Annotated in this window: 32 protein-coding genes and 2 pseudogenes; 31 read left to right on the top strand and 3 right to left on the bottom strand. The window is 45.2% G+C overall.

Annotated features, from left to right (window positions below):
- The 22 genes and pseudogenes from CAG64_RS19900 to CAG64_RS19765 all read left to right on the top strand — a co-directional run.
- A pseudogene (locus tag CAG64_RS19900) lies at window positions 1-1,537 on the top strand (NACHT domain-containing protein); the annotation flags it as partial.
- Window positions 1,538-1,703: 166 nt separating this feature from the next.
- A complete protein-coding gene (locus CAG64_RS19890) occupies window positions 1,704-2,216 on the top strand; it encodes a GNAT family N-acetyltransferase (protein WP_099609928.1) in 513 nt (170 codons plus the stop codon).
- A gap of 129 nt (window positions 2,217-2,345) precedes the next feature.
- Window positions 2,346-3,167, top strand: a complete 822-nt coding sequence (locus CAG64_RS19885; RefSeq protein ID WP_140097280.1) for an HNH endonuclease — start codon at window positions 2,346-2,348, stop codon at window positions 3,165-3,167.
- Between the two features lie 134 nt (window positions 3,168-3,301).
- Entirely contained in the window at window positions 3,302-3,757 is a 456-nt protein-coding gene (locus tag CAG64_RS19875) for a hypothetical protein (protein WP_237668186.1), read from the top strand.
- Window positions 3,758-3,898: 141 nt separating this feature from the next.
- A complete protein-coding gene (locus CAG64_RS19870; RefSeq protein WP_039978365.1) occupies window positions 3,899-4,303 on the top strand; it encodes a hypothetical protein in 405 nt (134 codons plus the stop codon).
- Between the two features lie 765 nt (window positions 4,304-5,068).
- Complete coding sequence (locus CAG64_RS19855; RefSeq protein WP_161457851.1) at window positions 5,069-6,343, top strand: hypothetical protein; 1,275 nt, start codon at window positions 5,069-5,071, stop codon at window positions 6,341-6,343.
- Window positions 6,344-6,457: 114 nt separating this feature from the next.
- Complete coding sequence (locus tag CAG64_RS19850; protein WP_017420651.1) at window positions 6,458-6,769, top strand: antibiotic biosynthesis monooxygenase family protein; 312 nt, start codon at window positions 6,458-6,460, stop codon at window positions 6,767-6,769.
- Between the two features lie 241 nt (window positions 6,770-7,010).
- Complete coding sequence (locus CAG64_RS19840) at window positions 7,011-7,769, top strand: isocitrate lyase/PEP mutase family protein (RefSeq protein WP_161457853.1); 759 nt, start codon at window positions 7,011-7,013, stop codon at window positions 7,767-7,769.
- 174 nt (window positions 7,770-7,943) lie between these two features.
- The gene (locus CAG64_RS19830) at window positions 7,944-8,408 is read left to right on the top strand and encodes an ASCH domain-containing protein (RefSeq protein ID WP_021704928.1); all 465 of its coding nucleotides are present in this window, start codon (window positions 7,944-7,946) and stop codon (window positions 8,406-8,408) included.
- A gap of 151 nt (window positions 8,409-8,559) precedes the next feature.
- Window positions 8,560-9,024, top strand: a complete 465-nt coding sequence (locus tag CAG64_RS19820) for a hypothetical protein (RefSeq protein WP_161489115.1) — start codon at window positions 8,560-8,562, stop codon at window positions 9,022-9,024.
- 105 nt (window positions 9,025-9,129) lie between these two features.
- Complete coding sequence (locus CAG64_RS19815; protein WP_161457199.1) at window positions 9,130-9,537, top strand: GNAT family N-acetyltransferase; 408 nt, start codon at window positions 9,130-9,132, stop codon at window positions 9,535-9,537.
- A 180-nt stretch (window positions 9,538-9,717) separates the two neighbouring features.
- A pseudogene (locus tag CAG64_RS23930) lies at window positions 9,718-10,008 on the top strand (YkgJ family cysteine cluster protein).
- A gap of 181 nt (window positions 10,009-10,189) precedes the next feature.
- A complete protein-coding gene (locus CAG64_RS19805; protein ID WP_161457200.1) occupies window positions 10,190-10,816 on the top strand; it encodes a LysE family translocator in 627 nt (208 codons plus the stop codon).
- Between the two features lie 41 nt (window positions 10,817-10,857).
- Window positions 10,858-11,019 (top strand): hypothetical protein, encoded by a 162-nt coding sequence (locus tag CAG64_RS23715; RefSeq protein ID WP_202600976.1) that lies wholly within the window; start codon window positions 10,858-10,860, stop codon window positions 11,017-11,019.
- A 78-nt stretch (window positions 11,020-11,097) separates the two neighbouring features.
- Window positions 11,098-11,364: a hypothetical protein gene (locus CAG64_RS19800; RefSeq protein ID WP_161457201.1), complete on the top strand. Its 267-nt coding sequence runs from the start codon at window positions 11,098-11,100 to the stop codon at window positions 11,362-11,364.
- A 110-nt stretch (window positions 11,365-11,474) separates the two neighbouring features.
- On the top strand, window positions 11,475-11,723 hold the full coding sequence (locus tag CAG64_RS19795; RefSeq protein WP_021704923.1) for a DUF3297 family protein: 249 nt from the start codon (window positions 11,475-11,477) through the stop codon (window positions 11,721-11,723).
- A gap of 227 nt (window positions 11,724-11,950) precedes the next feature.
- Complete coding sequence (locus CAG64_RS19790) at window positions 11,951-12,169, top strand: DUF6500 family protein (RefSeq protein WP_161451579.1); 219 nt, start codon at window positions 11,951-11,953, stop codon at window positions 12,167-12,169.
- A gap of 169 nt (window positions 12,170-12,338) precedes the next feature.
- Entirely contained in the window at window positions 12,339-12,755 is a 417-nt protein-coding gene (locus CAG64_RS19785) for a hypothetical protein (RefSeq protein ID WP_161457202.1), read from the top strand.
- 27 nt (window positions 12,756-12,782) lie between these two features.
- The gene (locus CAG64_RS19780) at window positions 12,783-13,574 is read left to right on the top strand and encodes a nucleotidyltransferase domain-containing protein (protein ID WP_161457203.1); all 792 of its coding nucleotides are present in this window, start codon (window positions 12,783-12,785) and stop codon (window positions 13,572-13,574) included.
- Window positions 13,575-13,650: 76 nt separating this feature from the next.
- On the top strand, window positions 13,651-14,265 hold the full coding sequence (locus CAG64_RS19775) for an FMN-binding negative transcriptional regulator (RefSeq protein ID WP_161457204.1): 615 nt from the start codon (window positions 13,651-13,653) through the stop codon (window positions 14,263-14,265).
- A 44-nt stretch (window positions 14,266-14,309) separates the two neighbouring features.
- A complete protein-coding gene (locus CAG64_RS19770) occupies window positions 14,310-15,071 on the top strand; it encodes a carbon-nitrogen hydrolase family protein (protein ID WP_161457205.1) in 762 nt (253 codons plus the stop codon).
- Window positions 15,052-15,867 carry an alpha/beta fold hydrolase gene (locus tag CAG64_RS19765; RefSeq protein WP_337247470.1) on the top strand — a complete coding sequence of 272 codons (816 nt, stop codon included), beginning with the start codon at window positions 15,052-15,054 and terminating at the stop codon, window positions 15,865-15,867. Before CAG64_RS19770 ends, CAG64_RS19765 begins: the two co-directional genes overlap by 20 nt.
- Before the next feature lie 148 nt (window positions 15,868-16,015).
- On the opposite strand, the gene CAG64_RS19760 is transcribed toward CAG64_RS19765, so the two are convergent.
- Window positions 16,016-16,489, bottom strand: a complete 474-nt coding sequence (locus tag CAG64_RS19760) for a peroxiredoxin (RefSeq protein ID WP_021704916.1) — start codon at window positions 16,487-16,489, stop codon at window positions 16,016-16,018.
- 218 nt (window positions 16,490-16,707) lie between these two features.
- Between CAG64_RS19760 and CAG64_RS19755 the strand changes: the two genes are divergently transcribed.
- From CAG64_RS19755 to CAG64_RS19735, 5 genes are all read left to right on the top strand, one after another.
- Complete coding sequence (locus CAG64_RS19755; protein ID WP_161457206.1) at window positions 16,708-17,121, top strand: GFA family protein; 414 nt, start codon at window positions 16,708-16,710, stop codon at window positions 17,119-17,121.
- Between the two features lie 42 nt (window positions 17,122-17,163).
- Window positions 17,164-17,658 carry a DUF2938 family protein gene (locus CAG64_RS19750; protein WP_161457207.1) on the top strand — a complete coding sequence of 165 codons (495 nt, stop codon included), beginning with the start codon at window positions 17,164-17,166 and terminating at the stop codon, window positions 17,656-17,658.
- A gap of 217 nt (window positions 17,659-17,875) precedes the next feature.
- Complete coding sequence (gene yqfB, locus CAG64_RS19745; RefSeq protein ID WP_202599224.1) at window positions 17,876-18,199, top strand: N(4)-acetylcytidine aminohydrolase; 324 nt, start codon at window positions 17,876-17,878, stop codon at window positions 18,197-18,199.
- A 35-nt stretch (window positions 18,200-18,234) separates the two neighbouring features.
- On the top strand, window positions 18,235-18,702 hold the full coding sequence (locus tag CAG64_RS19740) for an OsmC family protein (protein ID WP_161451569.1): 468 nt from the start codon (window positions 18,235-18,237) through the stop codon (window positions 18,700-18,702).
- Between the two features lie 11 nt (window positions 18,703-18,713).
- Complete coding sequence (locus CAG64_RS19735) at window positions 18,714-19,502, top strand: phosphotransferase (RefSeq protein ID WP_161457208.1); 789 nt, start codon at window positions 18,714-18,716, stop codon at window positions 19,500-19,502.
- A gap of 33 nt (window positions 19,503-19,535) precedes the next feature.
- Here the strand turns inward: CAG64_RS19735 and CAG64_RS19730 are convergent, their stop codons facing one another.
- Window positions 19,536-20,045, bottom strand: a complete 510-nt coding sequence (locus tag CAG64_RS19730) for a copper resistance protein NlpE (protein WP_161457209.1) — start codon at window positions 20,043-20,045, stop codon at window positions 19,536-19,538.
- A gap of 233 nt (window positions 20,046-20,278) precedes the next feature.
- Here CAG64_RS19730 and CAG64_RS19725 point away from each other — a divergent pair, with 233 nt between their 5' ends.
- Window positions 20,279-20,674, top strand: a complete 396-nt coding sequence (locus CAG64_RS19725) for a DUF2391 family protein (RefSeq protein WP_040902433.1) — start codon at window positions 20,279-20,281, stop codon at window positions 20,672-20,674.
- Window positions 20,675-20,714: 40 nt separating this feature from the next.
- Here CAG64_RS19725 and malK read toward each other — a convergent pair whose 3' ends face one another.
- Entirely contained in the window at window positions 20,715-21,854 is a 1,140-nt protein-coding gene (gene malK, locus CAG64_RS19720) for a maltose/maltodextrin ABC transporter ATP-binding protein MalK (protein ID WP_021704908.1), read from the bottom strand.
- 672 nt (window positions 21,855-22,526) lie between these two features.
- On the opposite strand from malK, the gene malE reads away from it, so the two are divergent.
- From malE to malG, 3 genes are all read left to right on the top strand, one after another.
- Window positions 22,527-23,708: a maltose/maltodextrin ABC transporter substrate-binding protein MalE gene (malE, locus tag CAG64_RS19715; RefSeq protein WP_021704907.1), complete on the top strand. Its 1,182-nt coding sequence runs from the start codon at window positions 22,527-22,529 to the stop codon at window positions 23,706-23,708.
- A gap of 74 nt (window positions 23,709-23,782) precedes the next feature.
- Window positions 23,783-25,357 (top strand): maltose ABC transporter permease MalF, encoded by a 1,575-nt coding sequence (gene malF / locus CAG64_RS19710; RefSeq protein ID WP_161454096.1) that lies wholly within the window; start codon window positions 23,783-23,785, stop codon window positions 25,355-25,357.
- 12 nt (window positions 25,358-25,369) lie between these two features.
- Window positions 25,370-26,260 carry a maltose ABC transporter permease MalG gene (gene malG, locus CAG64_RS19705; RefSeq protein WP_021704905.1) on the top strand — a complete coding sequence of 297 codons (891 nt, stop codon included), beginning with the start codon at window positions 25,370-25,372 and terminating at the stop codon, window positions 26,258-26,260.
- The last annotated feature ends 104 nt before the right edge of the window (window positions 26,261-26,364 follow it).

The raw sequence follows: 26,364 nt of genomic DNA, 5'->3' as shown, positions 1-26,364 counted from the left end.
TAATTTGGATCTTTTTATTGACTCAGTAGTTGAGTTAAATGAAACATATAAAAACTGTTCTGTTCTAATTACTTCTAGAGAAAATAACTCAGAGAGATTTAATAAAAGTCAGGTTGATGTTTTTAACTTGAAAGGGTTTAATAGAGAATTAACAGAGAAATACTTAAACATTCGCTATAACGACGATAAAGAATACAGTGGTAAGAATTTTGATAGCAAGGTTATAAACCATATAGAGAGCTTATCACTAGATAGTGAAACTAATGTTACTCCTTTAATAATCAGGCTACTGTGTGAATTAGTCGAATCTGAAGATAAAGGAAGTATACCTTCCACTTATGATGAGTCTAAATTCTTTATAATGTCAGAACCTTTAGATAAGGTCCTACATCAAATAATAATGAGAGACATTCTTAAACAAAACATTTCAATTACCAGTGATGATTACTTTGAAATTTTGAAGGATATAGTTTTTGACTATAAAGGAATGATCTCCAAATCGGATTTAGATGAATTATTAGAATGTTCGCTACATGGCAAATATACAGATAATTATACGGAGTTTTATGTTTCTCCCTTGCTGATCAGACAGGGTGGTCACTTTAAGATAAGGCATGACTCTTTTGAGTTTTGGCTAAAATCTAGATTTATTGCCAATAAGATAAACAACCAAGATTTAAATTTAGGACAAAATGTATTAACGTCTATTTCTCGTGACTGTTATAAGGGTGGGGCTTTAGTGGAAGATATTAAGCTTCACCGGAATAATGATGATCTAATCTTCTTGAAAAAATTCATAGGTCAATCCATTCAAGAATTAGACAGCGCTAAGTTTGAAGAAAAATATAAGTATAGGAAAATACTATCTAGCCTTGCTTATTTAGCTATGCCTAAGGACTCTGGCAATAGAGAAGTATATACTGAAAAACTGCTAAACCTGTATGGTAAGCATAAGGGAGAAAGGATTAATAACTTGTCAATTTATGGTGACTTTCATCCATTAGATTTTAGGTCATTTTCTGTAATTGACGGATACTTCAATGGCTATTTGAATCTGTCTAAATCTACATTCCCTAGTGAAGATTTAGTATTTGTAGAGTCAGAGTTTATCGATGTAGATATTGCTAGTTTCGGAAAAAATGACATTTCAGCAGATAACTTTCAAGATTGTATATTGCCTGATGAATTCAGGGAGTTTATAAAATCAACCGAACTTTCGGTGACTGAAAAGATTGATACTATAAAAAATGATTTGAAAAAAATATTTCGAGTTGGATTTAGACAAAATTCATTTGTTTGGAAAACAGAAGAACTATATAAACAACAGTGTGCATCATTAAAGCACAAGTTAAACCTTTCTAAGTATCTAGAAGTTCTAGTCCAGCAAGGTTTTTTGTTAAAGCAGCCAGCTAAAAATTCATCAGGAAAAGGTTTTGTTTTAAATAAGGAACATGAAAATAGCGTCAAAGACTTTATTACACAGAGTCTTATTAATGAATCTATCGAAAACCTGCTAAATGTACTGCAAAATAAATAGCATGAGAACGTGTAGGTAGAAAATTCTGCTAACAATCTGTTTAAGAGTGATTCGCAACGCTTGGCATTTTTGCTATGCGTTGAGTTTTGTGTTTATGGTGGTATGCGGGAGCTTTGGTATTGTGTTGCTCACACCTTAACAGGGCGTTATGTGAATGGAGCGCATATTGAAAATATCAGTCGTCGAAAATGGTGGAATCGAGGCGCATGAAGCTGCACTTAATACACATCTAAACTCGGTTTTTGGCCAAGATTCTACGGTCAATTTTAATCACGAGTTCGTTTGTGCAGCTCTCATCGAAGACGAAAATCAGATTATCGCTACTGGTTTTGCTTACAGTCGTTTAATGTCACAAGGATCAAGAAGCTTCAAAGCGGGCATAGTTGGCGGCATTGCTGTTGCACCAAATAAGCGTGGTCTGGGCTTAGCCAAAGTCATCGTAAAAGAACTGGATAAATACTTGGTGTCTTTTGGTGTAACTCATTCTTTTCTCTTTGCTTATGAGCCAGATGTATATCGAAGTTCAGGGTATTCAGAGTTAGTTTGTCCTATTCATTACTACGATATACAGCAGAAAAATTGGAACGAGTTTGTCTACCGTGGAGGCATGGTTAAGACTTACAATGTTGGTCACGCTCTAAGCAGTCAAGTCATTGAGTTTAATGGTTGTGTGTATTGAGTGCGCTGGAAAAATTCACATAACAAAGCATTTAAGAGTGATTCGCAACGCTTGGCGCTTTCGCTTCGCTCAAGTATAGCCAAGCGCTGCTCACACCTTAATGCGGCGTTAGGCGATTAGGAGAGTTCATTGTTCGAAGTTGGTAAAATTTATAACCGTCGCTCTGATATTCACGGAGTATACAAAGGGCAACAGTATGGTGGTATTGCTACACCAGCTAATCATCCTTATGTATTTATATTTACCAGCGATGCTGGTGAAGAGTTCGGCTATTCTGATGGTTTTGGCCCTGATGGTACGTTTAGGTATACAGGCGAAGGCCAAGAAGGTGATATGCAGATGGTCAAAGGTAATTTGGCAATCTTCGATCACCAGAAAAATAAAAAAGAAATCTTGTTGTTTGAGTCGACGACAAAAGGTTTTGTGCGTTTCGTTGGTGTATGTAGTTACATTGAACACCACATCGAGCAGCGACCTGACAAAAATGGTCAGCTTCGAGATGCTTTCATCTTTCACTTGGATGTACTTCCACAATCAAGGCTCCCAGGAGTGGAAAATGGAAAGGCTCCTTACTTAACAAAACCAACCAGAAGTAAATCACTTAAGCAATTGCGCGATATCGCTACCGCTGTCACCCCAAGTAATGTGGATGTTAAAGAACAAGTTGCTCATATCCGTTATCGTAGTGAAGCTATAAAGTTATATGCTAAAAAGCGCGCAAATGGGGTTTGTGAAGGTTGCAGAAGTAAGTCACCCTTTGAAACTAAGGCTGGACCTTATTTAGAAGTCCATCATTTAACCAGGCTTGCTGACGGTGGTGCTGATTGCCCGGAAAATGTTATCGCTCTATGCCCTACGTGTCACAGGAGAGCGCATTATTCAATCGACAACAAAGAGTTCAACGAAAAGTTGTTAAAAACAGCCCTTAGCATCGAAGAAAAAATCGCCTAACAAGTTGTTCAAGAGGGATTCGCAACGCGTGGCATTTTTATTGTGCGTTGGTTTTAGTGATTAAGGTGGTATGCGGAGACATCGGTATTGCGTTGGCTCACCCCTTAACAAGGCGTTAAATGCACGAGGAAGTTATGGATAAACCGTTTCAGAGAATAGGCTCAAAATCTAATGCTCATGTAGGTCGTGAGTTCGAATCTGCGGCATCAAAATTTTTTCTGAGCCAAGGCAGAGAACTTGTTCCCAATCTGAAAGTTGAAGTCGGCATTTCAAACTTGAAGAAACAACATGCGTTCGATCTCGGTTGTATTGATCAAAAGATCATTGTCGAGTGTAAGGCTCATAAATGGACAACAGGTGGCAATGTTCCTAGTGCGAAATTGACTGTTTGGAATGAAGCAATGTATTACTTTTATACAGCTCCAGTCGGTTTCAGAAAAATTATGTTTGTCCTTCGTGATTTCAGTACAAAGAGGAACGAGACTTTAGCTCAATATTATGTCCGTACTTATAAGCACTTAATCCCAAATGATGTCGAGCTTTGGGAGTACGATGAGAACACTGAAAGTGCATCGAAACTGTGCATTTAACAAAGCGTTTAAGACGGATTCCCAACGCTTGGCATTTTCGGTTTGAATCGGCTTTAGTGTTTACGGCACAATAGGTTAGGTTTGGTGGTAGCGTTGCTCACCACTTAACGCGGCGTTATATGAATTTGACAAGGAGGTTAAATGTTAACCGAAAATAGAATTGTAGATTTAGTATGTGACCAACTTGAATTGGATGGTTTTACTATCTCCCAGAAACTAGATACTACTCAGACAGGGATAGATATTGTTGCTGTATCGGAAACCGGTAAGAAATATTTTGTCGAAGCAAAAGGCGCTACTTCTTCAAAGGAGTCGACTAAGCGATATGGACAAGAGTTCAATAAGTCTCAGGTTAAGACGCACATTGGCATGGCGTTAGTTGCTGCGTTTAAGGTAAGGGAAGATAATCCGGACCATGAATCAGTCATAGCTTTACCTAATAATCTTTCTCACAAAGAATTAATTGAAAGTATGGCAACTCCTATAAGATTCTCGGGCATCAAAGTTTGGTTAGTTGATGAAGAGCGAGTCGAAAAATTCATATAACAAACTGTTCAAGAGGGATTCGCAACGCGTGGCATTTTCACTATGCGTTGATTTTAGTGATTAAGGTGGTGTGCGGTGACTTCGATATTGCGTTGCTCACCCCTTAACAGGGCGTTATACGCTATATGAAGAAAGCCTAAAAATTCAGGTCAAAAATTTCGATTTTCAGCGTTGATTCGTGGTGTTTGGGCGTCGAGATATTCCGGCTTCAATCTTAATTTTCCTTGGTTCTTTGCTCACTTTCGGCTTGCCGTTTGTGTGATGGTTTTCTTCTTTGGTGCTGATTTTTCGGGGTCAGTCCAGGCTGCGTTTTTCGCTGAGATTCAGCTCTGTGAATTTGCCTTTTTAAAAGCCGACTTACTCGCTGAAAGGGCGCTTTCTCTGGTGTGGTGAGTTCACGTGGTTTCAGTGAGTTTGTGGAAAGTCCTCATTGTGAAATTGTCTTTCCAAAAGTGCTTTTTGGTGTTGCAGGTCCGTTTTCTGCGGCGCGGTTTGTTCCAAGTGGTTTCAGTGACAAGCCGCTTTGAGTCTAAGCCTGACTTAAGTGCATCAAAGCACATAAAAATCATGGTTTCAAAGTGGGGCTTGGCATAAAATCTTGGCTTAAACGTTCGTGCGTATAACAAACTGTTTAAGAGTGATTCGCAACGCGTGGCATTTTTATCATGCGTTGGTTTTAGTGTTTAAGGTGGTATGCGGGAGCTTCGGTATTGCGTTGCTCACACCTTAACAGGGCGTTAGGTAGTCATTGAGTTTGGAGTAATAATGAAAAAAGTATTATTGTTAGGGGCTGGTTTCTCCTATGAATTAGGAATGCCTTTAGCATCAGAACTAACTCAAGTCTTTCTTGGTGTATTTTCTGAGAGTTTTGCGAATAAACTTGTGGAACGACTTGCTAAGAATGAGCCATTTGGCTCAGATAGACCAGTTAACTTGGAAGCTATGAAAGAAGTAATGAATCTCGTTCATGACTACCAACGTCAAGGTGGTAACAACTATGAAGAGCTTTTAGCGAATATACAAAACTTAAAGAAACAACCCGGGAAAACACTCTCTGATACAGACTCTTATCATTATATGTTTGGTGTTTTTTACTCGGTAATTCATGAAATATTAAATTTTTATCAAATAGTTACATATTCAAAGGTCTATCCACAGACGTTTGCTAGCTTTAGAAAGCTCGCGGCATTTTGCGCAAAAGATGAAACATGGGTATTTACCTTAAATCATGATATGTACCTTGAGTGTTTAGCGTTGGATTTGAATATCCCAATCACCTACGGTGATGGTAATAAAATTACCTTTTCGAAGAGCAATAAAGAAATGGATAATCTAATTCATTTTACTTACTCAAATAGAGACCAATTAGGTAGTAGCAAACACCAAATGTTCTTTGAGAAAGAACGTGGAATCAACCTAGTAAAACTGCACGGTGGCTTATCTGAACTACAGTATAAAGATGGTTCTCAATTATTGAATCAGTCTTTATCGTTGAGTCATTCGGTGGAGTTAATGAAAAACTTCACGAACATTCAAAGTATGTGTTACTACAAAGGCGACTTCCTTATCCCAAGTAGCAAAGACAAAGTTGTTTCCAACTTGGACGGAGAGCTAGATATTTTAGTTCAATCAATGCTTACTGGTGGAAGTAAGTACAGTCTAACGACTAACGAAAAGCAAGGAGAAGAAAAGCTCAAGCTGCTAGTTGATAATATATCCAATGCCTCTGAGCTAGTTATTATCGGGTATGGTTTCGGTGATAAACATATTAATTATCGGTTATCTAATGCAATGGTTTTGAATCGGAACCTCAAGATTACTATTGTCGACCCCATTAACAAGCCAATTCCAGAAATTCTAGAGCAATTTAACTATGATAGACGTGTTAAAGTTGTTACGTGCGGCGCTCCTCAATGGCTGGAATACTTTGAAAATGAAACTTGGAATGCTGAAGTCACTGAGTTCTTAGATAAGAGTAAAGGGTTAAGGCAAGCAGTTTTTGAGGAAGCAAAAGCGACGTATTGTCGTCCAACTACCTAACAAAGCATTTAAGAGTGATTCGCAACGCTTGGCATTTTCGCTTCGCTCAAGTATAGCCAAGCGCCGCTCACACCTTAATGCGGCGTTATAACCACGGCATAAAATGGAGTATTTATGATAGCAAGGGAATGGAAAGCTACCTGTCCGAAGGAGCATGAAGAGGGGTTTATTGTGTACCTTTACGAGACAGGCATAAAAGACACATCAGCCACCAAAGGTTTCCTTGGGGCACAAATTCTGAATCGAGATTTAGGAGATGATGCTGAAATCACGTTGCTGACTTACTGGGAAGACCTAGATTGTATTAAGTCGTTTGCTGGTGAAGATATCAGTATTGCTAAGTTGTACCCAGAAGATGAGAAGTACAAATTAAACCCTGATCTCCACGTGAGCCATTATGAAGTCCGCGAGAACATGTGGTTATAACAAAGCGTTTAAGAGGGACTTGGCACGCGTGGCATTTTCAATTTGCGTTGGGTGTAGTGTCTAAGGTGCTTTGCAGAAACTTTGGTATTGTGTGCCTTCACCCCTTAACGCGGCGTTATGTGGCAGCGAGTTGTGAATCAATATTTGTTATTCAGTTCCGGAATTGGCGAGTTCTATCATATGTCAATTGCTAGCATCGGTCTGAAATTATTAGTTCCAAATCTATATAGGAGTTTCAGACATGTTTAAGAGTATGCATAGAGCGGAAGAACCACTAGTTATTTGTAATGTTTGGGATGTGCCTAGTGCGAAGGTCGCAGAGAAAGTAGGTTTTTTAGCTATCGGTACTTCTAGTGCTGCAATTGCGAGTAATCTTGGAAAAGATGATGGAGAGAACATTGAGTTCAATGATTTATTGTCAATTGTAAAAGCAATTGGTAGCTCAACTAATCTGCCTTTGACAGTTGATATTGAATCAGGTTTTGGAGATACACCAGAACTCATAGTGAAGAATATTATCGAATTGGTGAAAGTCGGTGTCGTTGGCATAAACATAGAAGATAGTATTGTAATAGAAGGTCAAAGACAGCTATGTGATGTTGCACTATTTGAGAAATCGCTAAAGCAAGTTAGGGGCTTACTCGCGGAAGCTGATATTGAAGTATTCATTAATGTTCGGAGCGATGCATTCTTGCTAAATGTTAGGGAACCTCTAGCTGAGAGTATTGAGAGAATTAATAGGTACCAACAATCTGGCGCTGATGGAATTTTTCTACCATGTATTAGAGAAGTTAATGATATTGAAACTGTTGTAGCAAGCACGTCGCTACCAATAAATGTAATGTGTATTCCTGAATTACCTAGTTTTCCAGAACTTAAAGCTCTGGGCGTCAAACGTATAAGCATGGGGAATTTCGTGCATGAGGCAATGCTTGCCTCACTGTCCTCTAGCTTGATGTCTATTAAACGAGAACAGTCGTTTCAAACTTTGTTTTTATAGTATCGTAGGTGTTATAGCTGTCACCTAACAATCTGTTTAAGAGTGATTCGCAACGCTTGGCATTTTTGCTATGCGTTGCGTTTAGTGTTTAAGGTGGTATGCGGTGGCTTCGGTATTGCGTTGCTCACACCTTAACAGGGCGTTATATTTTTAATCAAATCCCGAGTCAAAATCATGGATGAAAGAAGTCAAAGTTATCTAGATCAATACCTCAAATCTTTACCTGATGAAGTAGCATCAAACTACACTTCATTTAGTTCAGACTATTTCTGTGCAGATGAATACAATGCAAATGTATGTGCAGACTTAATTCTTCGTGGAGAAAAACGTGCGTCATGTAGCTTAGATTACTGGTACAGTGAAAAAGGAGAATTGTTGCCAGAAGTCGGTCATCTTCAAGTAGTGACAAATTGGGATGGCATGCCAATTTGTATTATAGAAATCACCTCAGTAACTAAGTGCAAATACCATGACGTAACACCTGAGTTTGCAGCTTTGGAAGGTGAGGGCGACAAGACGCTAGCTTGGTGGCGAAAAGCACATTGGAACTTCTTCTCAAGAGAATGTGTCGAGTTAGGTATAGCACCTTCAGACGATATGTTATTGATACTAGAGCAGTTTAAAGTCGTATATAAATAAAAATATAACAAGCAGTTCAAGAGGGATTCAGCACGCGTGACATTTTTGGTTTGCATTGATTTCGGTGTTGAAGTGCCATGCGGTGGCTTGGTCATTGCGTGCTTCACCCCTTAACTGGGCGTTATGTTTCAGTGATTTATCTATGAGGATTATGATGAACAAGTTATTTAAAGAAATTCCACTTTCAATTCAAGAGTATCTTGAGCGGATGGATGATTACGATGACCCCTGCTTTATGTTAATCCATACAGAGCAGAATATAGCACCATTTATCAATACTATTAATTCGGTGATCGATGTTGAGAAAACTTACTCAAAAGTTAGTATTCAAGCTTCAGACAACGTGTCTTTTTACTCTCTTGATTGCACCCATGAGGTAATTGAAAGAATCGTCAAAAAAATTCATGAAACCCTTGTTGGCTCAAATATCAATTTCTATCAGTCTGCTTTCCGCCATAATTGCTTAGGTGAACCAGAAGAAACATTCCTTTGGTGTTGTCAACTTTTAGGGGAAGCCCGCGATGAATTTGCTGATAGTGGGGGCTACAAAGTAAACGACTTTCAAGACCGCGAAAAATGGCCAGGCATTCAAAAGTATATGAAGCAAAAAACATAACAAACTGTTTAAGAGTGATTCGCAACGCATGGCATTTTTGCTATGCGTTGCCTTCGGTATTGCGTTGCTCACACCTTAACAGGGCGTTAGGCATTAAGGAGAAACATGAAGCTAATTTACACGTTTACGGAAGAGCATATAACGGACGTGTATAATCTGTATCAACAAGCTTGGTGGGCAAAAGAGCGGACATTAGAGCAAACAGCCCGTTGTCTAAAAGGTTCTCAACTATGCATAGGCATTGTTGGTGGTGACAATAACCTTATTGGTTTTGCTCGTGTTATCACTGATTTCACCTTCAAAGCCTTGATCTTCGATGTTATTGTTTGTTCGTCGCAACGAAATAGTGGTTTGGGTGCAAAGCTCATATCAGCAATTCAATCGCACGAAGACCTAAATCAAGTTCAGCATTTTGAGTTGTACTGTCTCCCAGAAATGAGAGCGTACTATGAAAAGTTTGGTTTCAGTACCGAGGTTGGTGGGGTTCATCTCATGCGTCAGGCCAATGCCTAACAAACGCTTTAAGACGGATTCGCAACGCGTGGCATTTAGTGAGTTTTGTGATTACGAAGTAGTGCAGAGGCTTTTGTATAGAGTGCCTCACACCTTAACAGGGCGTTATGGCTCACAGGATAAGCAAGCTCAAAAATGAAGAAATGTACTGTATCATACACAATTGACCTGTAGTTACTTATGCTTACACCAACGAGTACACCTTCTTCCTCAAATGTATCTCGCTCAAACTGCAGAGCTTGCTGTTGTCGTCCCGAAGTTAAGATTATCCCGGATACTGGTGTACCAGAAGAATTCATTGCACATGACCAGTATGGAGTTGAAACAATGATGAGATTAAATGATGGTTGATGCGCGGCTTTAGATAGAGACACTCTAATGTACACAATTTATGAAAACCGGCTTTGGATATGCCGCGAATTTGAAACGGGCTCTAATGAGTGCTCAGATGAACGTATTAAATTAATATAAAACAGTGGGTTACGGGTTGTTCGTGAGTTGTTATCCATTACAAAGTGTTTAAGCGTGATTTACAACACTTGGTATTTTCGGACGACATTGGCTTTAATTTAATCGGTTCAATGGTTTCAGTTGGGGCGTTCTGTTCCTTTCTGAACGTGGTGGAAGTGCTAATAAAAATGGAGTGGGGGAAATGGAACATATAAATTATTTTCTGATCGTATTTTCAGCGATAGCCGCGATTGCAAGTCCGGGGCCTGCAACATTAGCAATCGCTGGGGCATCGATGGAGAAAGGCAGATTGTTTGGTCTCCACCTTGCTTTGGGAGTATTGACCGGCTCTTTAATTTGGTCAATGTTGGCAGCGTTTGGGTTGGCTGCAGTATTGAAGTCAAATGTTTGGCTGTTTGAAATCCTTAGGTATTGCGGCGCTTGCTATCTCCTCTACCTTGCTTACAAGTCACTAAAATCCGCGCTAAATTCAGAGTCACCTAACCTTCCAACAATGCAATTCAACTCAAGAAAAAGTCACTACCTCAAAGGGTTATTGATTCATTTGACAAACCCTAAGGCAATCCTCTTTTTTGGTGCTTTGTATTCGATGGGCGTACCGAAAACGGCAACACCCCAAGATCTTCTTACTGTTGTCGTTGTAGTTGGCGTAGTGAGTGCATCGATCTTCCTTAGTTATGCGTTAAGCTTTTCTCATGCTGGGGTAAGACGCCTGTATATAAAATCCAAAGCGATATTTGAGGGAATCTTTGCTGTGTTTTTTGGCACGGCTAGTTTTAAACTCCTTCTCAGTGACGTCGACGGCTAGCTTCAATAGCAATCCGTTCTGCGGTTAGCAAGGAAAAACTAATGTCAAAGGAAGCTGCTTGTGTGGTGAAGTCTCATGCAGACTGGGATGTCAGCTTCATAGGCGGTGGTATTGCGAAATTTGAAACCGTGCTGAGTGAGAGTGACTGGTTATTGCTCAACCAGCAACGCACCTGTAGCAAGCTGGTTAAGAAAGATTCGTAATGTCTGGCAGAGTTCGTATTGATCGCGCTGTGTTTTGGGTATCGTGTACTTGTTGATTTAACGAGAGTTTTTAGAGTTATGTTTGTCGTGTATTTGTCTTTGATTTCATTAATCGCCTTTCCGGTCTTTTTTGTCACCATCATTGTTGGCTTGGTAAAAAAGAATAAAAGAACGAAAATATTGGGCGGTATTGGGTGCGTAGCATCATTGTTATTCTTTGTGGCAAGCATTTCATTGCAAGTTGTATATTCTGAATCAATCAAAGAAGCAGTGATAGAGACTCAACAGCAAGATCTACAAAGATTTGTTGATAGCTATCGCCAGTCTAAGCAATCAGCAGACTAAAGTAACACATCTTGCTTTGCCAGCGGATCGTTTCTCGTGGTGATGTTTGTTGAGCCTGAGGATGGGTTTGTCTAAAATAGCAGGTTCTTTATCTATTTCAGGTCATCAATATGAGCGAAAATAACGCAAAACCAGCTTTGCCAGATCGTCTGGCGGGTAACCCTCGTAGCCCACACTTTGTTGCTGAGTGTTTTGAACACCAGATCGGTATTCGTCTGAATGGCAAAGAGCGTACGGATGTTGAAGAATATTGTGTCAGCGAAGGCTGGGTAAAAATCGCATCTCCTAAATCTCGTGATCGTTACGGTAATCCAATGCTGATCACCCTAAAAGGTGAAGTGGAAGCATTTTACAAATAAAGCCCTGCTTCCACTCTTGTCGTTTCACACATAGAGCGGCCCCCGTTCTATGTTTTGTTCTTGCCGCCTTTATTGCACCTCCCCCAAGATTTTGCGCTCAATCCCTGTATCAATACGGCTTTGTAAATCGACTCAATCGCTTTCTGGTATCGCTAATATCATTGTGGCGGTTGTGTGTATATGCAATTGTATGTATCTTTGCGTTTTTTATCTGTCTGGATTATGAAATGCGACAAATACTTAGGGAAAAGATCATCGCTGTATGCAATAAGAAAATCAGTCAAAAAGGCGAGCAGGTCGGTGTGTCGTTCTATGCTTTCTTTGCAAATAGAAACGATGACCCAGAGCTGTTGATGGAAGTGGCTACCTGGTGGATACAAACTCATCAACTGGATCATTTTGAAAAAGCGCGCAAAGTGATTGAGCTGGTTACATCCGGACGTTAGGTTATGGATACCCAGTTGTGGCTGGTTGACTACCCAGAATGTTGCTGTAGATGCTCATCGGCCACAAGCCAGTGTTGGGTAACGCAACTGGTCCAGATGTCGTGATCTTATATCGTCAGTACGGTGACGTCGTGCCGAACGCCGACGCTTAGTTGAGGTGATTGTGCGGATGAATTCGAAAGCGCTGTTTGGTGTGGTGTTAATTGTAGTGGCAGCTCTGAAATGTGCTCAGGCGGTGTACCGTCAGGCTCAAAATACAGACATGTTGCAACAGGTGAAAGCAGATGTCCGTGGTATTGTCACTGAGGTTGACGAGAGGGTGAGCGTGGATCATGTGTCTGGTGGTTACCACCTGATTACCGTGGTGTTTTATGCCGGTGAGCCTGGCTTGAGTCCGCTCAATTTTGAGCCTCAGCGTTTACTTCGGCGCGCTCAGTTGGCACTTTGTGAGCGTCACAACTTTTCTCAGTTTAGCTCTCTCGATTACCGCATATCATTAGCATCAGGCTCAAAGGACCGCTCCGAACCTGTCGTAATGACCCAAACGGATTGTGAGAATAGACATCAGATTGCCGGCGGAGTCTAGCAGGGTATTCAAATCAAGGGTGGGTTGATGGATAACATGAAAAAACGGGGTGTGGATGAGCAGGGCTTTGTGCTCAATGTCTGCCATCCGGAACGAATACAAACCGAGTTTCGTGTTGTGGTGGACCAAGCCGTAGCGCAATTGCTGAGCACCTTTCGCACCGCAATACACAGTATTTACTTGTACGGCAGTGTTGCCCGCGGGGAAGCAAAGCGGTGTCACTCTGATCTTGATATGTCGGTGGTTTTTTGCGCGCCTCTAACGGAGCAAGATCACAAGCGTCTAAAACAATTGTCTTTGGCTTTGACGGAAGGATTTCCCCTCATCACGAAGGTCGACTTTGACCCAGGTCATTTGGCAGAAGTTCTGCATCCGCAAGAAAAGTTTCGCTGGCAGTTCTGGCTCAAACACTGTTGTTGCTGCCTATGGGGAAAAGATCTCACACTCGGTTTTGAGGCTTGTAGGCCAAATTTAGCCATTGCTAGTGCGCTGAATGAAGATTTACCAGAAATGGTGGTGATGCTGAATTCTGGATTAAATGAAGATAACGCAAGCACCAGAGGAAGAGTTTTAGCGAAGAAGTTGCTTCGTAGTGCCTGTGGGTTACTGGTGGAGCAACATCGCAGCTGGCTGGTGGATCCGGAAGAGTGCGCGGGAGTGATCCGTCGTTATCAACCTCACTATGAACCGGGAGTTGAGATGGCGCTCATGATTTTGAGAAAAGAAACCGCCACGGTCAACGAGGTAGTACAATTGAGCGCCAGTTTTGCGCAGCCACTGATTGAAGAATATCGGCGAATTACGCACAATCATTTGTGATAACGCGACAGTGTGAGACCCGCGACATCAGCGCGGTGCAATGGAACGCCAAGGTCAATCAAAGACAAGGAAGAGTATGTTCATACCAAAGAACATGGTGATGTCGGGTGACAACGCCATCATTGATTTTATCGCCCACCATGGTTTTGCTCTGATGGTTTCGCCCACTCAGGAAGCGACACATTTACCGCTGATACTTGAACCTTCAGAGGGGCCAAAAGGGGTCTTGTATGGGCATCTGGCGAAAGCCAATCCACATTGGAAACAGTTGTCAGATCAGCGGGTATTGATCGTCTTTCAAGGGCCGCATGCCTATATCTCTCCGACCTGGTACCGGCGAAAACCGGCAGTACCAACCTGGAATTATGCCGCCGTGCATTGTTACGGTACCGTTGAGTTTCTCGATGCGTCGGAAACTCTGGCATCACTCGAACAATTGACCGCCAAGTACGAGCCTGAGTTATTACACGCCAACGATACGATGCCTGATGAGTTTGTTGATAAGCTCTCCCACGCTATTGTCGGAATTCGCATCGTGCTGGACGACATTTTGGCTAAAGAGAAGCTGGGTCAGCATCGAAGTCAGGACGATCAGCAAGGTGTTGTTGCTGGCTTGTGCAGCCAAGACTCTCTGGAAGCTGAAATGCTGGTGCAATACATGAGACAGCGTCATCTGGGCACCGGCGAGTAAGTCCCCTTGTTACAACAGCCTCCAGTTAGGAAGAAGTAGAGTTGATGGATACAAACACGATTGATATAGCATTGACACAGATTCCGGTCAAAAAGGGCCAGATAGCGACGAATTTGACCGAGCATTTGGCCGCAATCGCTGCGGCGGCTCAGCAGCAGGTTGATTTAGTGGTCTTCCCGGAATTGTCACTGACAGGCTATGAGCTTGAATTGTTAGCGACATTAGCCATGACCGAAGAGAGCGATGCGATCCAAGCGTTGAAGACGGCGGCACAAAAATACGCTATTTGGGTGATTGCAGGTTGTCCGTTGGCTTGTCCTAATGACAAGCCTGCGATTGCTGCGGTGGTTTGTTCACCCCAGGGGGATGTGCACTTTTGTACTAAACAATATCTTCACCCTGGCGAGGACGTGTTTTGCTCCGCGGGCTCACAAAACCATACATTGAACATCCAGGGTTTTACGTTGGCTTTGGCGATTTGTGCTGATTTTAGTGAGCCGCAACATGCCCGTGATGCCAATCAGCAAAAGGCGGATGTCTATGTCGTCAGCGCGTTGATTTCACCTGCGGGGTACGAGACCGATGCGTCGATACTGGCCGATATTGCCAGCAGTTACAACATGCCAGTGTTATTAGCCAATCACATCTCCGTGACCGGAGGATGGCAGACCTGTGGTAAGAGCACCATGTGGCTGCCATCTGGCGAACCGGTAGCCGCTCTGATGAATGAACCGGGGTTAATTGTATGTCGTATTGCCTCTGACGGCTCGCATGGTGTGGTGACGTGTGACGCCGATAGCGAATGAACATACAGCGGTTGCGGCGCCTGCCAGGCAGGTGGTCTTGTTACGCGGACTGTTCAGGGGGCAGTTCCATTGGGGTGAGTTTCCCTCGCAGTTGCAGCAAGTGATGCCGGAGTGTCATGTGCGTTGCGTAGACATACCGGGTACAGGTTCCCTGGCTCATCTGACGTCGCCTGACTGCATGGAAGACATGGTAGACAGCATTCGACAGCAACTGGACGGACAGGCGCCGATTGATGTGGTGGCAATTTCAATGGGCGGTATGATCGCTCTGAAGTGGTTGGAAAGGTATCCGCATGAAGTGCGCCGTGCCGTTTGTATTAATACCAGTGCAGCGGGGTTCAGCCCGTGTTATCAACGTCTCAAACCCGCTGCGCTTGTCCGAATTATTGGGGCACTGATGTTGCCAGTAACAGTGAGAGAGCGATGCGTGTATCGCCTGGTGTCTAACCAACCCAACCGACCAGAAGTTGTCCGCCATTGGGCGCAGCTGCAGCGTCGCTACCCGACGCGCATATCTAATTTTATCCGCCAGCTTCGCGCAGCGGCATCTTTTCGTATTAAAAGAATTACAGCGCCCGTGTTGTTTATTTCTTCACAGCATGATCGCCTGGTGAGCCCGCTTGCCACTCAGGCGATAGCGAAAAAATGGAAAGCGACACTGCGGATCAATTCATGTGATGGCCATGATATTGCTCTGGATAATCCGGACTGGTTGTGCCGCGAAATCAGAGCGTGGTTGTTGCATTCGTCAGGGCTGCTTAAAACTCCGTCAATTCAAAACAAAGAAGAACCGTGAATTTGACTTGGATTCATATTTGGTGCGAAGGATTTGAGAAAGCGTATTCGCTCTAGCAGCTATGCATTAGACATCAGCGCTATGCTGATTGGATTGGCGGTTAGTGGAGACGAAAAAGCCCCGGGTAACTATATCCGGGGCTTTGTGATTACAGCAGATCCAGAATAGCCTCGGCCTTACTGACTTCAAATGATTGAGGCTCTTCCACATTCAGAGTCGTGACTTTGCCGTCTTCGACGATCATTGCGTAGCGCTGTGAACGGATACCACCAAAGCCGGCTGTATCCATTTCCAGTCCTAATGCTTTGGTAAAACTCGCATCGCCGTCTGCCAGCATGCGAATTTCGCTGGCGTTCTGGGCTTCGCCCCAGGCTTGCATCACAAACGCATCGTTGACGGCCACACAGGCAATCATGTCAACGCCTTTGGCTTTCAACTGATCGGCCAGGACCACGTAGCCTGGAAGGTGCGCTTCAGAGCAGGTTGGCGTAAAAGCACCAGGTACTGCAAACAGCACGACTTTTTTGCCGGCGAACAGTTCGTGGGTCGGATGGGTGACCATACCGTCTGCCGTCAGTTCGTTGAGAGAAGATTGAGGGAGAGATTGACCTTGTTGAATCATGACCTTATTCCTTAACGGTTGTGCGAATGTTCAGTTTAGTACGTTCTGCCCGACAGGAACACGGAGATTCTCTGAGGTTAATCGGATAATGCCGTACAGCTGTCAATCTGAGCAGGATTTATTCGGGGAACACGCCCTAGCATGTTATGGTTGCTATTTCATATCTCTCGCCCGAGCCGTGCGAGAGATGACGACTCAGTTAAGGAGCTACATTACCTATGCCATTCCCCGTAAAAGCGTCCTGCCAGTGTGGTCAGGTGAGTTATCAACTGCACGCCAAACCGTTGAAAGTTCTCGCTTGTCATTGCCGAGAATGTCAGAAACTGGCCACCGCGCCGTTCAGCGTGACCGCCGTTGTTGATGCCCAAGATATCGAGTTCTCCGGAGAAATGGGCAGTTGGAGCCGGCTGGCGGATAGTGGCAACCACAATGGTGCTAAGTTTTGCACCGGTTGTGGTAACCGGATTTATCACATCAATCCGGAGCAACCGCACTTGATCAAACTGAAATTAAAACCAGTAGCGCGCGAAAGTGAGATGCTGTTTGCACCTACAGCGCACGTCTGGGTTAGCGAAAAGGTGAGTTGGTTCGAGTTGCCGGCCGGTGTTCCTACCTTTGAGAAGCAGGTTTAAGCAAAGATTCTGCCACCGTCGAGCTGCGACAAGGAGAAAGAAATGAATGAGTGGGTGTTGGTCAGTCATTGGTTAGTTGTAGGGATATTGGCGACTATTTTTATGGATTTGTTCGCCCTGGGACAGAAAAAGCTGCTGGGCATAGCGTCACTGAATTACTGTCTGGTTGGCCGTTGGTTGTTGTATATGTCTGGCGGGCAATTTCGGCATCATACCATCTTGCAAACCCAACCCAGAAGCGGTGAATGCGCGCTGGGTTGGGTCAGTCACTATGTGATTGGTGTGCTGTTTGCCGCGCTGTTTTATCTGTTAGCTGGCATGCAACCCGGGCAGGCGAGCTTTGCTGCGGTAGTCTTGTTTGGTGTAGCGACGGTAGTCGTGCCATTTTTTGTGATGCAACCAGGGCTAGGGTTTGGGGTGATGGCAGCAAAAACGCCTGCGCCAGCAACGGCACGCATGCGCAGTGTTGTCGCACATGCGTCTTATGGTCTGGGGCTCTTTCTGGCCTTGCGTTTAGTGAATCTTGTGACGCTGTAACTTGTTGTGTAATGTAGAGGCTAAATAAGGAGTGATGCATGAAGTTTTTGTGGCTGAAGATCTTGACAACGGTGTTGGTGTTTGCGGGCTTGTTTGCGCTGGTCTTTTACAAAGTTCAAAGCGGTGTGGTGTAAGCAATCCGGTGAAATCAGAAAATGGCGATTGCGGCTGACGATGGCTTTATAGATACTAGGGCGACGAAAAGCTGCGGGAGCCGATGAACGTGCAGAAAATACCAACAAAAATTACCTTTTTTGAATGGCTTGAGCCATCGATCGTATCCGGAAATAAAACCATCACCATCCGTGATAAGAGCGAGATGGGGTATGTCCCGGGTACGGAAGTCGATGTGCACACATTAGAAACTGACCGCAAGTTTGCCAGGATTAAAATCGTGTCTGTTGAGCCCCTTTGGTTCGACGACATCAATGAGTTTCATGCGCAGCAGGAATACATGGAACTGGATAAGCTAAAAGCCTTGATCAAAGAGATCTACCCAGATGAAATGCAGTTCTACGTGATTACATATCGTCTGGTGTAGAGAGCGTCATTATCATAATACAGTGAGGAACACGGATGTCCGAATACACAGCCAACATCAGTTGGCGCAGAGGTGAGCACGAGCTCTTTACCGACAATCAGTACAGCCGCGGTCATATCTGGTCGTTTGATGGTGGGGTAAGTGTACCTGCCTCGTCGTCTCCACACGTGGTGCCGTTGCCTTATTCGGTGGCAGCCAATGTTGATCCGGAAGAGGCTTTCATCGCGGCTCTGTCGAGTTGCCATATGTTAGTTTTTCTCTCGATTGCAGCGAAGCGTAAATATCTGATTGATCATTACAGCGATGATGCCGTTGGTGTACTTGAAGAAGACGAAAGTGGCAGAACCTCAGTCACTCGGGTGACGTTGAGACCTAAAGTGGTGTTCTCTGGTGAGCGGCAACCAACGCGGTTACAGCTGGAAAAAATGCACCATACTGCCCACGAAAATTGCTTTATCGCGAATTCGGTTAAGACCCAGATTACCACTGAAATTGTCACCTGAACGAGCGGACAGTGAGTGATAACTTGCGCCGTCTTGGGCGCGCGGAGGTCACCCTGATGCACTCTCCTGAAAGCGATCGCATCATTTGCAAACGTGGGGCATCGCCCGTTGAGGTGGCGTTTTATCGGGATTATTCAACGGTGCTGAACGACGCTGGGATCTATGTGCCGCGCTGCCTGAACTTGGACGAAGCTGCCGGGCGACTGGAACTTGAGTACATACCGGGTGCTCTGCCGGAGCTTGGGGTGTATCGTGATGAAAAGGTCATTCGTCAGTTAGCGCGATTGCATGAGTTTCCCCCTTTGCCAAATACGCCGACTCATCTTCATACCTGGAGTTTAAACGATACGGAGTCTGCCCTTCGTGCATTAGCGATGGACGCTGAAACGGAGCGTTATTTTTACCGGGCCCAGGCGCATAGTGCTGTTTTGTTCGAACACCATCATTTGATTTCCGGAGATACCAACCCGGGTAACTGGGGCGTGCGGCGCAATGGCCAGCGGGTGCTGTTTGATTGGGAGCGTTTTAGTTTGGGTTGTGCTGCCATTGATTTGGCTCCGATGATCCCGGGAATGGGGAACGCTGACACAATTGGAGCGACGTGCCGTCACTACCGGCGTTATCGAGCTACGGTGGCGCAGGGGGAGCTTGAGCTGCGTGTGGTGCTGGCCAAAAGCTGGATCGTGGTTGAAGTGGTCAATATTCTACAGCGCAGCGCGCATCCTGACACTGAGCGCTATTTGACTTGGTATCGGCAAACGTTGCCCGGCTGGGCGAAAGAAATGTGGCACCTGATGTAACAACGCCAGCATCATGCTGGCGTTGTGGGCGGGTTATTTTTTGGTCAGGTTGTACTGATCTGCCAGTTCACCGGTGATGTGCTGACCATTGCTGTCGAGTTTCATTAGCTCATTTTCTGCGACAAAATACTGATTTGGCTCCGCTTCATCACTCAGCGTGATCACACTGCCTGAGTTGTCCCATCTGAAGCTGCCTTCTGAGTGATATTTCTCTTCACCTTTGCCCAAATACGTTTGATCCAGTGAGTAGCTGCCATCAGTGTTAAGAGTCAGGTTGGTTTCCAAACCTTCACAATCGGCACAAGGCAGGATGCCACTGTAAGTACCGTTCCAGTCTAGGGAGTTTTGTGCGTTATGGGCGCTGTCTACCATGACTTCGGCCTGCTGTTGAGGCTGAGCTTCGATTTCAAGCGTTGGCTCAGGAACGACCGTTTCGGCTTGAGCGGCCGGCTTTTGTTCTGGTTGCGGTGTTTCCGCAGGCTCGTCTTGACAACCAGCCAGAACGATAGCGGTAACAGACAGGGCTAACAGACGTTTTTTCATAATAATTCCTCGTTAATTAAGCGTATTTCCTGTAGGACAAATAGTAACGTTTCTCACTTGTTCGTTTCGTCAGTCTGAAGTAATACAATGATCTGGGGATGTCAGAGTTTCGTCATTTGCGTAACCTATTAAAAACAGTGTCTAAATAGAGTGATGGCGTTATGATGAACCAGAGTGAGGCGAACTTGCCAGAAGTATGGGATACAACCGGGCTACAGGCGAATGAGAGTGTTATGAAAATCAGCTTTAATATGGAAGATGCGGGGCAGGTGTTTGTCGGAGCGTTTGCGCTGGCGGTGCCAATATCGTTTTCAGAAGAAGCATGGCAACTGGGTGAAACGCTACCTTTTGCCAATTTGCTGATGCTGATGTCACTGTCGACCGTATTTCTCGGCATCTTTGCCTACCAGAGCGTATTTCAGCAAAACGTCCATAAACGGGTGTTGGCGTTTGCGTTACGAATCATACTGGCGTATTTGATTACGGCGTTTGTGGTGGCGCTGGTGTTGATGTGCCTCGATAAACTGCCACTGATGGTGGATCCCATCACGTCACTCAAACGAATTGTGGTGATAACCATGCCAGCCTCGATGGGGGCCATTGTCGTCGACAGTTTTGATAAAGAATAAAAAAATCCCCGCCAGGGCGGGGATTTTTCTTGTATCCGGATTACGCCAGCACGGCTTCTTCCTCGGCAAACTCAACACCGGCTTCGCGGTAGAGACGACGACACGCTTTGCCGTCGCTATGGAACAGGTGGCAGCGGTGAGCGGGAATACCAATAGATAGCTTATCACCCACATCGACGTCCAGTGTGTCCGGCTGACGATAGATCACGTCTGTATCGGCACCTTCCAGGTTGAGATAGACCTGAGTCTCGTTGCCAAGTTTCTCGACGATCATCACTTCGCCCTCGATCACGCCGTCGCCTTCCGACTTGGTCACCAGATGTTCAGGACGAATACCCAGTGACATGCGTTCGCCACGAGTGACTGATGAGCCATCGACGGGAATCCAGAACGACATGCCGTTGGACAGCTGGACTTTTACTTGATCCGGTTGAACCTCATCAATGAATACGCTGGTAAAGTTCATCTTTGGTGAGCCGATAAAGCCCGCTACGAATCGGTTCTGAGGGTAGTGATACAGCTCTAGCGGTTTACCTACCTGAGAGACGAACCCCGTGTCCAACACGACAATTTTGTCAGCCATGGTCATGGCTTCCACCTGGTCGTGGGTTACGTAGATCATGGTGCAACCCAGCTTACGTTGCAATTTGGTGATTTCAGAGCGCATCTGCACACGCAAAGCCGCATCCAGGTTCGAGAGAGGTTCATCCAAAAGGAAAACATCGGGCTGTGACACCAGAGTCCGGCCGATCGCAACGCGTTGACGTTGGCCACCCGACAGGGCCTTAGGTTGACGTTCTAATAAATGGCTGAGCTGAAGAATTTCGGCCGCATGCTCAACACGCTGGCTGATTTCTTTCTTATCGGCTTTTGCCAGTTTGAGGCCAAATGACATGTTGTCGTAGAGGTTCAGGTGAGGGTAGAGCGCGTAAGACTGGAATACCATACCAACGCCCCGTTTCGACGGCTCAACCTCATTCATGCGTTCGTTTCCGATGTACAGGTCACCTGAAGTAATGTCTTCAAGACCAGCGATACAACGCAGCAGGGTGGATTTACCACAGCCTGACGGGCCAACGAAAACGACAAATTCGCCCTCTTTGATTTCCAGATCGACATTCTTGGAAATCAACACATCGCCATAAGCTTTACATACATTTTTTAACGTGACACTCGCCATCTAGCTCGTCCTCGATCAAGATTTTTGTAACTTACTGCCCATCATTATATGAATAGTCGCGGGCAGTAATAGTAGGAATTCGGTAAGTTGTGTTTTGTTTTGTCTCAAAAGGGTAAGAAAAACGGGGTGATGGACGCGAAAAGGTAGCGTCAACATCACCCGTCAGTGCCAATTGTTGGTTTGCCTCCCCCGTACAAGCTGATGCCTCCCCCGTACTAAATAATTACCACGAACATCAAATCTTGTAACAGCAAACCAGTCCGGCATGAAAAACCAGTGTCTTCTTAACGATGAACGACTGGAAAGGGTTCTTACCATCCACTCTTGGATGTGCTTAGTTTCCGTATTTGGTGCCGTAGTGACATCCTCCCAGACTATTTTTTTGTAGGGGTAGTAGGAGGGGAGGAGGAAAAAGGGGGAGGACACGACGTCGCGAGATCCAGTTCAAATAAATTAATTACTCAATATTGAATCTGATCACATTAAGGTATGGTTTTGTGATTTTGGTCGCCAACCTGAAACGATGACGATCACGAAAATAGTCCATAATACCAAGGGCGTAGGGATTAGGAGGATGAGCCGTATTGATTTTTCTCTGAAGATAGATGGCGAAATACGGTGAAACCTTTTTTGGGGTTAACCCTACATCACAAATATAAAAAGGATATGAACATGAAAAACGCCCTAAGCACAGTAGCACTCGGTACTCTTGTTGCTCTTGGCTCTTTCGGTGCAAACGCTGCCATCGAAGAAGGTCAACTAACCATCTGGATCAATGGTGATAAAGGCTACAATGGACTTGCTGAAGTCGGTAAAAAGTTCGAAGAAGAGACAGGGATTAAAGTCACAGTGGCACACCCGGATGGTCTTCAGGACAAGTTCCCGCAAACTGCAGCAACGGGTGACGGTCCGGATATCGTGTTCTGGGCGCACGACCGTTTTGGTGGCTACGCTGAAGCGGGTCTGCTGGCTGAGATCAAACCTTCGCAAAAAATCAAAGACGGCATCGTCGATTTTGCATGGGATGCGGTGAAATACGATGGCAAATACATCGGCTATCCAATCGCCGTTGAGTCTTTGTCTCTCATCTACAACAAAGATTTAGTGCCAAACCCACCGAAAACCTGGGAAGAAGTGGCAGCGCTGAACGCGAAGCTGAAAAAAGACGGCAAGTCCGCGATCATGTGGAACCTGAAAGAACCGTATTTCACCTGGCCACTGATGGCTGCTGATGGCGGCTACGCATTCAAATACACCGCCAGCGGTTACGACGTGAAAGATGCCGGTATTAACAACCAGGGCGTGAAAGACGCAATGAACTTTGTCAAAGGTCTGGTGGATAAAGGCGTCATTTCTCCTGATATGGATTACTCAGTTTCCGAGTCTGCGTTCAACCAGGGCAACACCGCAATGACCATCAATGGTCCTTGGTCATGGGGCAATATTGAGAAGTCGGGCATCAACTATGGTGTGACGACGCTGCCTAAATTCAATGGCCAGTCTTCGAAACCATTTGTGGGCGTACTGACTGCAGGTATCAGCACTGCGTCACCAAACAAAGATCTGGCGGTTGAGTTCATCGAAAACTATCTGCTGACTAACGATGGTTTGCGTAAAGTTAATGACGACAAACCATTGGGCGCGGTTGCACTGAATTCGTTCCAGAAAGAGCTGGACAAAGACGCGCGTATCGCAGCGACAATGGATAACGCGATGAACGGTGAAATCATGCCGAACATTCCTCAGATGAATGCATTCTGGGGCGCGGCGAAAAATGCCATCATCAACATTGTGGACGGTCGTCAGACTGTAGACGCAGCGTTGGCTGATGCTGAAAAACAAATGACTAAATAACTCAGTAATACCTTTTAAGGAGGGGGTAACCCCTCCTTCATTTCTCCTTTTTTATATCGCTAGCAGGTTCCTTTATGCAGTCAGTTCAAGGTACAGATGCTATGACATCATCATCGACGAACTTACCGACAAGCAAAAGTACATTGATCAAATGGTCGCTTTTAGCCACCGTCGGTATTGTAAATGGCTACGCCACCATTCTCATGTATTCACGTGGTGAGATTGCTTTCGCGCTTCTTACGTTAATCATCACCGCACTGGCTCTGTTTATCTTCGGCAGCAAGAAAACGTACGCGCACCGCTATATCTATCCAGGCATCGCGGGCATGATTTTGTTCATCCTTTTTCCGTTGGCGTATACCGTCGGTCTTGCGTTTACTAATTACAGTGCCAAAAACCAGTTGTCGTTCGAGCGTGCGCAGTCAGTGTTGCTCGACAGAACCTATCAGAGTGGGGAAAGTTATCCGTTCACACTGTACAAAACAGAGCAGGGCCATCGTATCGTCATTAATGATGGTGAGCAATTGCTGGCGACGCCAACGTTCCAATTGGACGGTTTGAATGTATCGGATTTGGATCTGACGCCTGTAACGTCAGTTGATGGTGACAAAGAGCAAATTAAAACCATCGTCAAAAACCGCAGTGCTCTGGGGCAAGTGGATCTGCACATGCCTGATGGCGACGATATTCGCATGAGTGGCCTGCGTAAGTTCGCCGCGGTGGTGCCTTTGTACACGTTGCAGGGCGACGGAGAAACCCTGCTGAACAATCGCACCGGTGAAACGCTCAAGCCGAACAGGGATGAAGGCTATTACCAGCCAGTGAATGAACAGGGTGAGTTTGTCGGTTCAACCGTTTCGCCTGGCTTCATTGTGGGGGTGGGCACCCACAACTTTGAACGTGTATGGAAAGACGACGGTATCAAAGAGCCGTTCATCAGCATCTTTATCTGGACCATCGTATTTTCTGTTTTGACAGTGATTTTTACCGGTGTGATCGGTCTGGTTCTGGCCAGTGTCGTCCAGTGGGAGGAGCTGAAAGGCCGCTCGGTCTACCGTGTGCTGTTAATTCTGCCCTACGCAGTGCCAGCGTTTATCTCGATTCTGATCTTTAAAGGTTTATTTAACCAAAGCTTTGGTGAGATCAACATGGTTCTGGAGTCCATTTTTGGCCTGAGCCCGGCATGGTTTTCCGATCCGTTCCTGGCAAAAACCATGGTGCTCATTGTGAATACCTGGCTGGGTTTTCCGTACATGATGATCTTGTGTATGGGACTGCTGAAAGCGATTCCTGAAGACTTATATGAAGCGTCGGCGATCGACGGGTCGAACTTCATCTCTAACTTCACTCGCATTACGCTGCCGCTGATGATCAAACCGCTGACGCCACTGTTGATTGCCAGCTTTGCGTTCAACTTTAACAACTTTGTTCTTATTCAGTTGTTGACGGCGGGTGGCCCGAACATGATTGGGACGTCTGAGCCCGCTGGCTATACCGATCTGTTAGTGAACTACACCTATCGGATTGCGTTTGAAGGTGCTGGTGGTCAGGACTTTGGTCTGGCAAGTGCTATCGCCACGCTGATCTTCCTGCTGGTGGGGGCGCTGGCGCTACTCAACCTGCGTGTGACCAAAGTAGCTCAGGATTAAGGAGATTCCGAAATGGCAATGGTACAAGGTAAATCATTAAAATACCGTGTCTGGGCGACTCACATCGCGATGTGGACGTTCCTGTCACTGATCATATTTCCGCTGCTGATGGTAATTGCGATCTCCTTCCGTGAGGGTAACTTCGCCACTGGCAGCCTGATCCCGGATAATCCGTCGCTTGAGCACTGGAAACTGGCGTTAGGTATGGCTGTCGAAAATGCGGATGGCACCGTGACGCCGCCGCCGTTCCCGGTACTGACCTGGCTGTGGAACTCAATTAAAGTTGCAGGCATTACATCGGTTCTGATTGTGACCTTGTCGACGACTTCAGCGTATGCGTTTGCACGGATGAAGTTCAAAGGCAAAAACACTATCCTGAAAGCGATGATGATCTTTCAGATGTTTCCGGCAGTGTTGGCGCTGGTAGCGATTTATGCCTTGTTTGATAAGCTCGGTCAGTACATTCCTTTCCTTGGTTTGAACACGCATGGCGGCCTGATCTTCTCGTATTTAGGTGGGATCGCACTGCACGTCTGGACGATTAAGGGTTACTTCGAGACCATTGATGGTTCGTTGGAAGAAGCGGCCGCTCTGGATGGCGCAACACCATGGCAAGCCTTCAGACTGGTGCTGTTACCGCTGTCTGTACCGATTCTGGCGGTGGTATTCATCTTGTCATTTATCATGGTTGTGGGTGAGGTTCCGGTAGCATCTTTGCTTCTTTCTGATGTAAACTCATACACCTTAGCGGTTGGTATGCAGCAGTATTTATACCCTCAGAACTATCTGTGGGGGGATTTTGCAGCCGCAGCAGTATTGTCTGCATTGCCAATAACCGTCGTATTCTTACTTGCGCAGCGCTGGTTAGTCGGAGGACTTACCGCCGGCGGTGTGAAAGGATAATAAGAATAAGGGCGACCGTAAGGTCGCCCATTTTGTTTCTTCATCCAGCACTTTTGGTTTGGCCGCCGATCAGCTGGTTTGTAAGAGCAGTTCTGGCGTTACGC

It is taken from the genome of Vibrio sp. V38_P2S17PM301 (genome assembly GCF_009904845.1).
Taxonomy (GTDB): Bacteria; Pseudomonadota; Gammaproteobacteria; order Enterobacterales; family Vibrionaceae; genus Vibrio; species Vibrio proteolyticus.
The sequence above is the reverse complement of the archived record's forward strand: the minus strand, read 5'-3'. Positions and strand labels throughout refer to the sequence as shown.

Excerpts from the sequence above, each read along its gene's own strand:
- CAG64_RS19875 (WP_237668186.1), top strand. The coding sequence starts at position 3,302 with ATGGATAAACCGTTTCAGAGAATAGGCTCAAAATCTAATGCTCATGTA.
- CAG64_RS19870 (WP_039978365.1), top strand. The coding sequence starts at position 3,899 with ATGTTAACCGAAAATAGAATTGTAGATTTAGTATGTGACCAACTTGAA.
- CAG64_RS19855 (WP_161457851.1), top strand. The coding sequence starts at position 5,069 with ATGAAAAAAGTATTATTGTTAGGGGCTGGTTTCTCCTATGAATTAGGA.
- CAG64_RS19850 (WP_017420651.1), top strand. The coding sequence starts at position 6,458 with ATGATAGCAAGGGAATGGAAAGCTACCTGTCCGAAGGAGCATGAAGAG.
- CAG64_RS19840 (WP_161457853.1), top strand. The coding sequence starts at position 7,011 with ATGTTTAAGAGTATGCATAGAGCGGAAGAACCACTAGTTATTTGTAAT.
- CAG64_RS19830 (WP_021704928.1), top strand. The coding sequence starts at position 7,944 with ATGGATGAAAGAAGTCAAAGTTATCTAGATCAATACCTCAAATCTTTA.
- CAG64_RS19820 (WP_161489115.1), top strand. The coding sequence starts at position 8,560 with ATGATGAACAAGTTATTTAAAGAAATTCCACTTTCAATTCAAGAGTAT.
- CAG64_RS19815 (WP_161457199.1), top strand. The coding sequence starts at position 9,130 with ATGAAGCTAATTTACACGTTTACGGAAGAGCATATAACGGACGTGTAT.
- CAG64_RS19805 (WP_161457200.1), top strand. The coding sequence starts at position 10,190 with ATGGAACATATAAATTATTTTCTGATCGTATTTTCAGCGATAGCCGCG.
- CAG64_RS23715 (WP_202600976.1), top strand. The coding sequence starts at position 10,858 with ATGTCAAAGGAAGCTGCTTGTGTGGTGAAGTCTCATGCAGACTGGGAT.
- CAG64_RS19800 (WP_161457201.1), top strand. The coding sequence starts at position 11,098 with ATGTTTGTCGTGTATTTGTCTTTGATTTCATTAATCGCCTTTCCGGTC.
- CAG64_RS19795 (WP_021704923.1), top strand. The coding sequence starts at position 11,475 with ATGAGCGAAAATAACGCAAAACCAGCTTTGCCAGATCGTCTGGCGGGT.
- CAG64_RS19790 (WP_161451579.1), top strand. The coding sequence starts at position 11,951 with ATGCGACAAATACTTAGGGAAAAGATCATCGCTGTATGCAATAAGAAA.
- CAG64_RS19785 (WP_161457202.1), top strand. The coding sequence starts at position 12,339 with ATGAATTCGAAAGCGCTGTTTGGTGTGGTGTTAATTGTAGTGGCAGCT.
- CAG64_RS19780 (WP_161457203.1), top strand. The coding sequence starts at position 12,783 with ATGGATAACATGAAAAAACGGGGTGTGGATGAGCAGGGCTTTGTGCTC.
- CAG64_RS19775 (WP_161457204.1), top strand. The coding sequence starts at position 13,651 with ATGTTCATACCAAAGAACATGGTGATGTCGGGTGACAACGCCATCATT.
- CAG64_RS19770 (WP_161457205.1), top strand. The coding sequence starts at position 14,310 with ATGGATACAAACACGATTGATATAGCATTGACACAGATTCCGGTCAAA.
- CAG64_RS19760 (WP_021704916.1), bottom strand. The coding sequence starts at position 16,489 with ATGATTCAACAAGGTCAATCTCTCCCTCAATCTTCTCTCAACGAACTG.
- CAG64_RS19755 (WP_161457206.1), top strand. The coding sequence starts at position 16,708 with ATGCCATTCCCCGTAAAAGCGTCCTGCCAGTGTGGTCAGGTGAGTTAT.
- CAG64_RS19750 (WP_161457207.1), top strand. The coding sequence starts at position 17,164 with ATGAATGAGTGGGTGTTGGTCAGTCATTGGTTAGTTGTAGGGATATTG.
- yqfB (WP_202599224.1), top strand. The coding sequence starts at position 17,876 with ATGAACGTGCAGAAAATACCAACAAAAATTACCTTTTTTGAATGGCTT.
- CAG64_RS19740 (WP_161451569.1), top strand. The coding sequence starts at position 18,235 with ATGTCCGAATACACAGCCAACATCAGTTGGCGCAGAGGTGAGCACGAG.
- CAG64_RS19730 (WP_161457209.1), bottom strand. The coding sequence starts at position 20,045 with ATGAAAAAACGTCTGTTAGCCCTGTCTGTTACCGCTATCGTTCTGGCT.
- CAG64_RS19725 (WP_040902433.1), top strand. The coding sequence starts at position 20,279 with ATGAAAATCAGCTTTAATATGGAAGATGCGGGGCAGGTGTTTGTCGGA.
- malK (WP_021704908.1), bottom strand. The coding sequence starts at position 21,854 with ATGGCGAGTGTCACGTTAAAAAATGTATGTAAAGCTTATGGCGATGTG.
- malE (WP_021704907.1), top strand. The coding sequence starts at position 22,527 with ATGAAAAACGCCCTAAGCACAGTAGCACTCGGTACTCTTGTTGCTCTT.
- malF (WP_161454096.1), top strand. The coding sequence starts at position 23,783 with ATGCAGTCAGTTCAAGGTACAGATGCTATGACATCATCATCGACGAAC.
- malG (WP_021704905.1), top strand. The coding sequence starts at position 25,370 with ATGGCAATGGTACAAGGTAAATCATTAAAATACCGTGTCTGGGCGACT.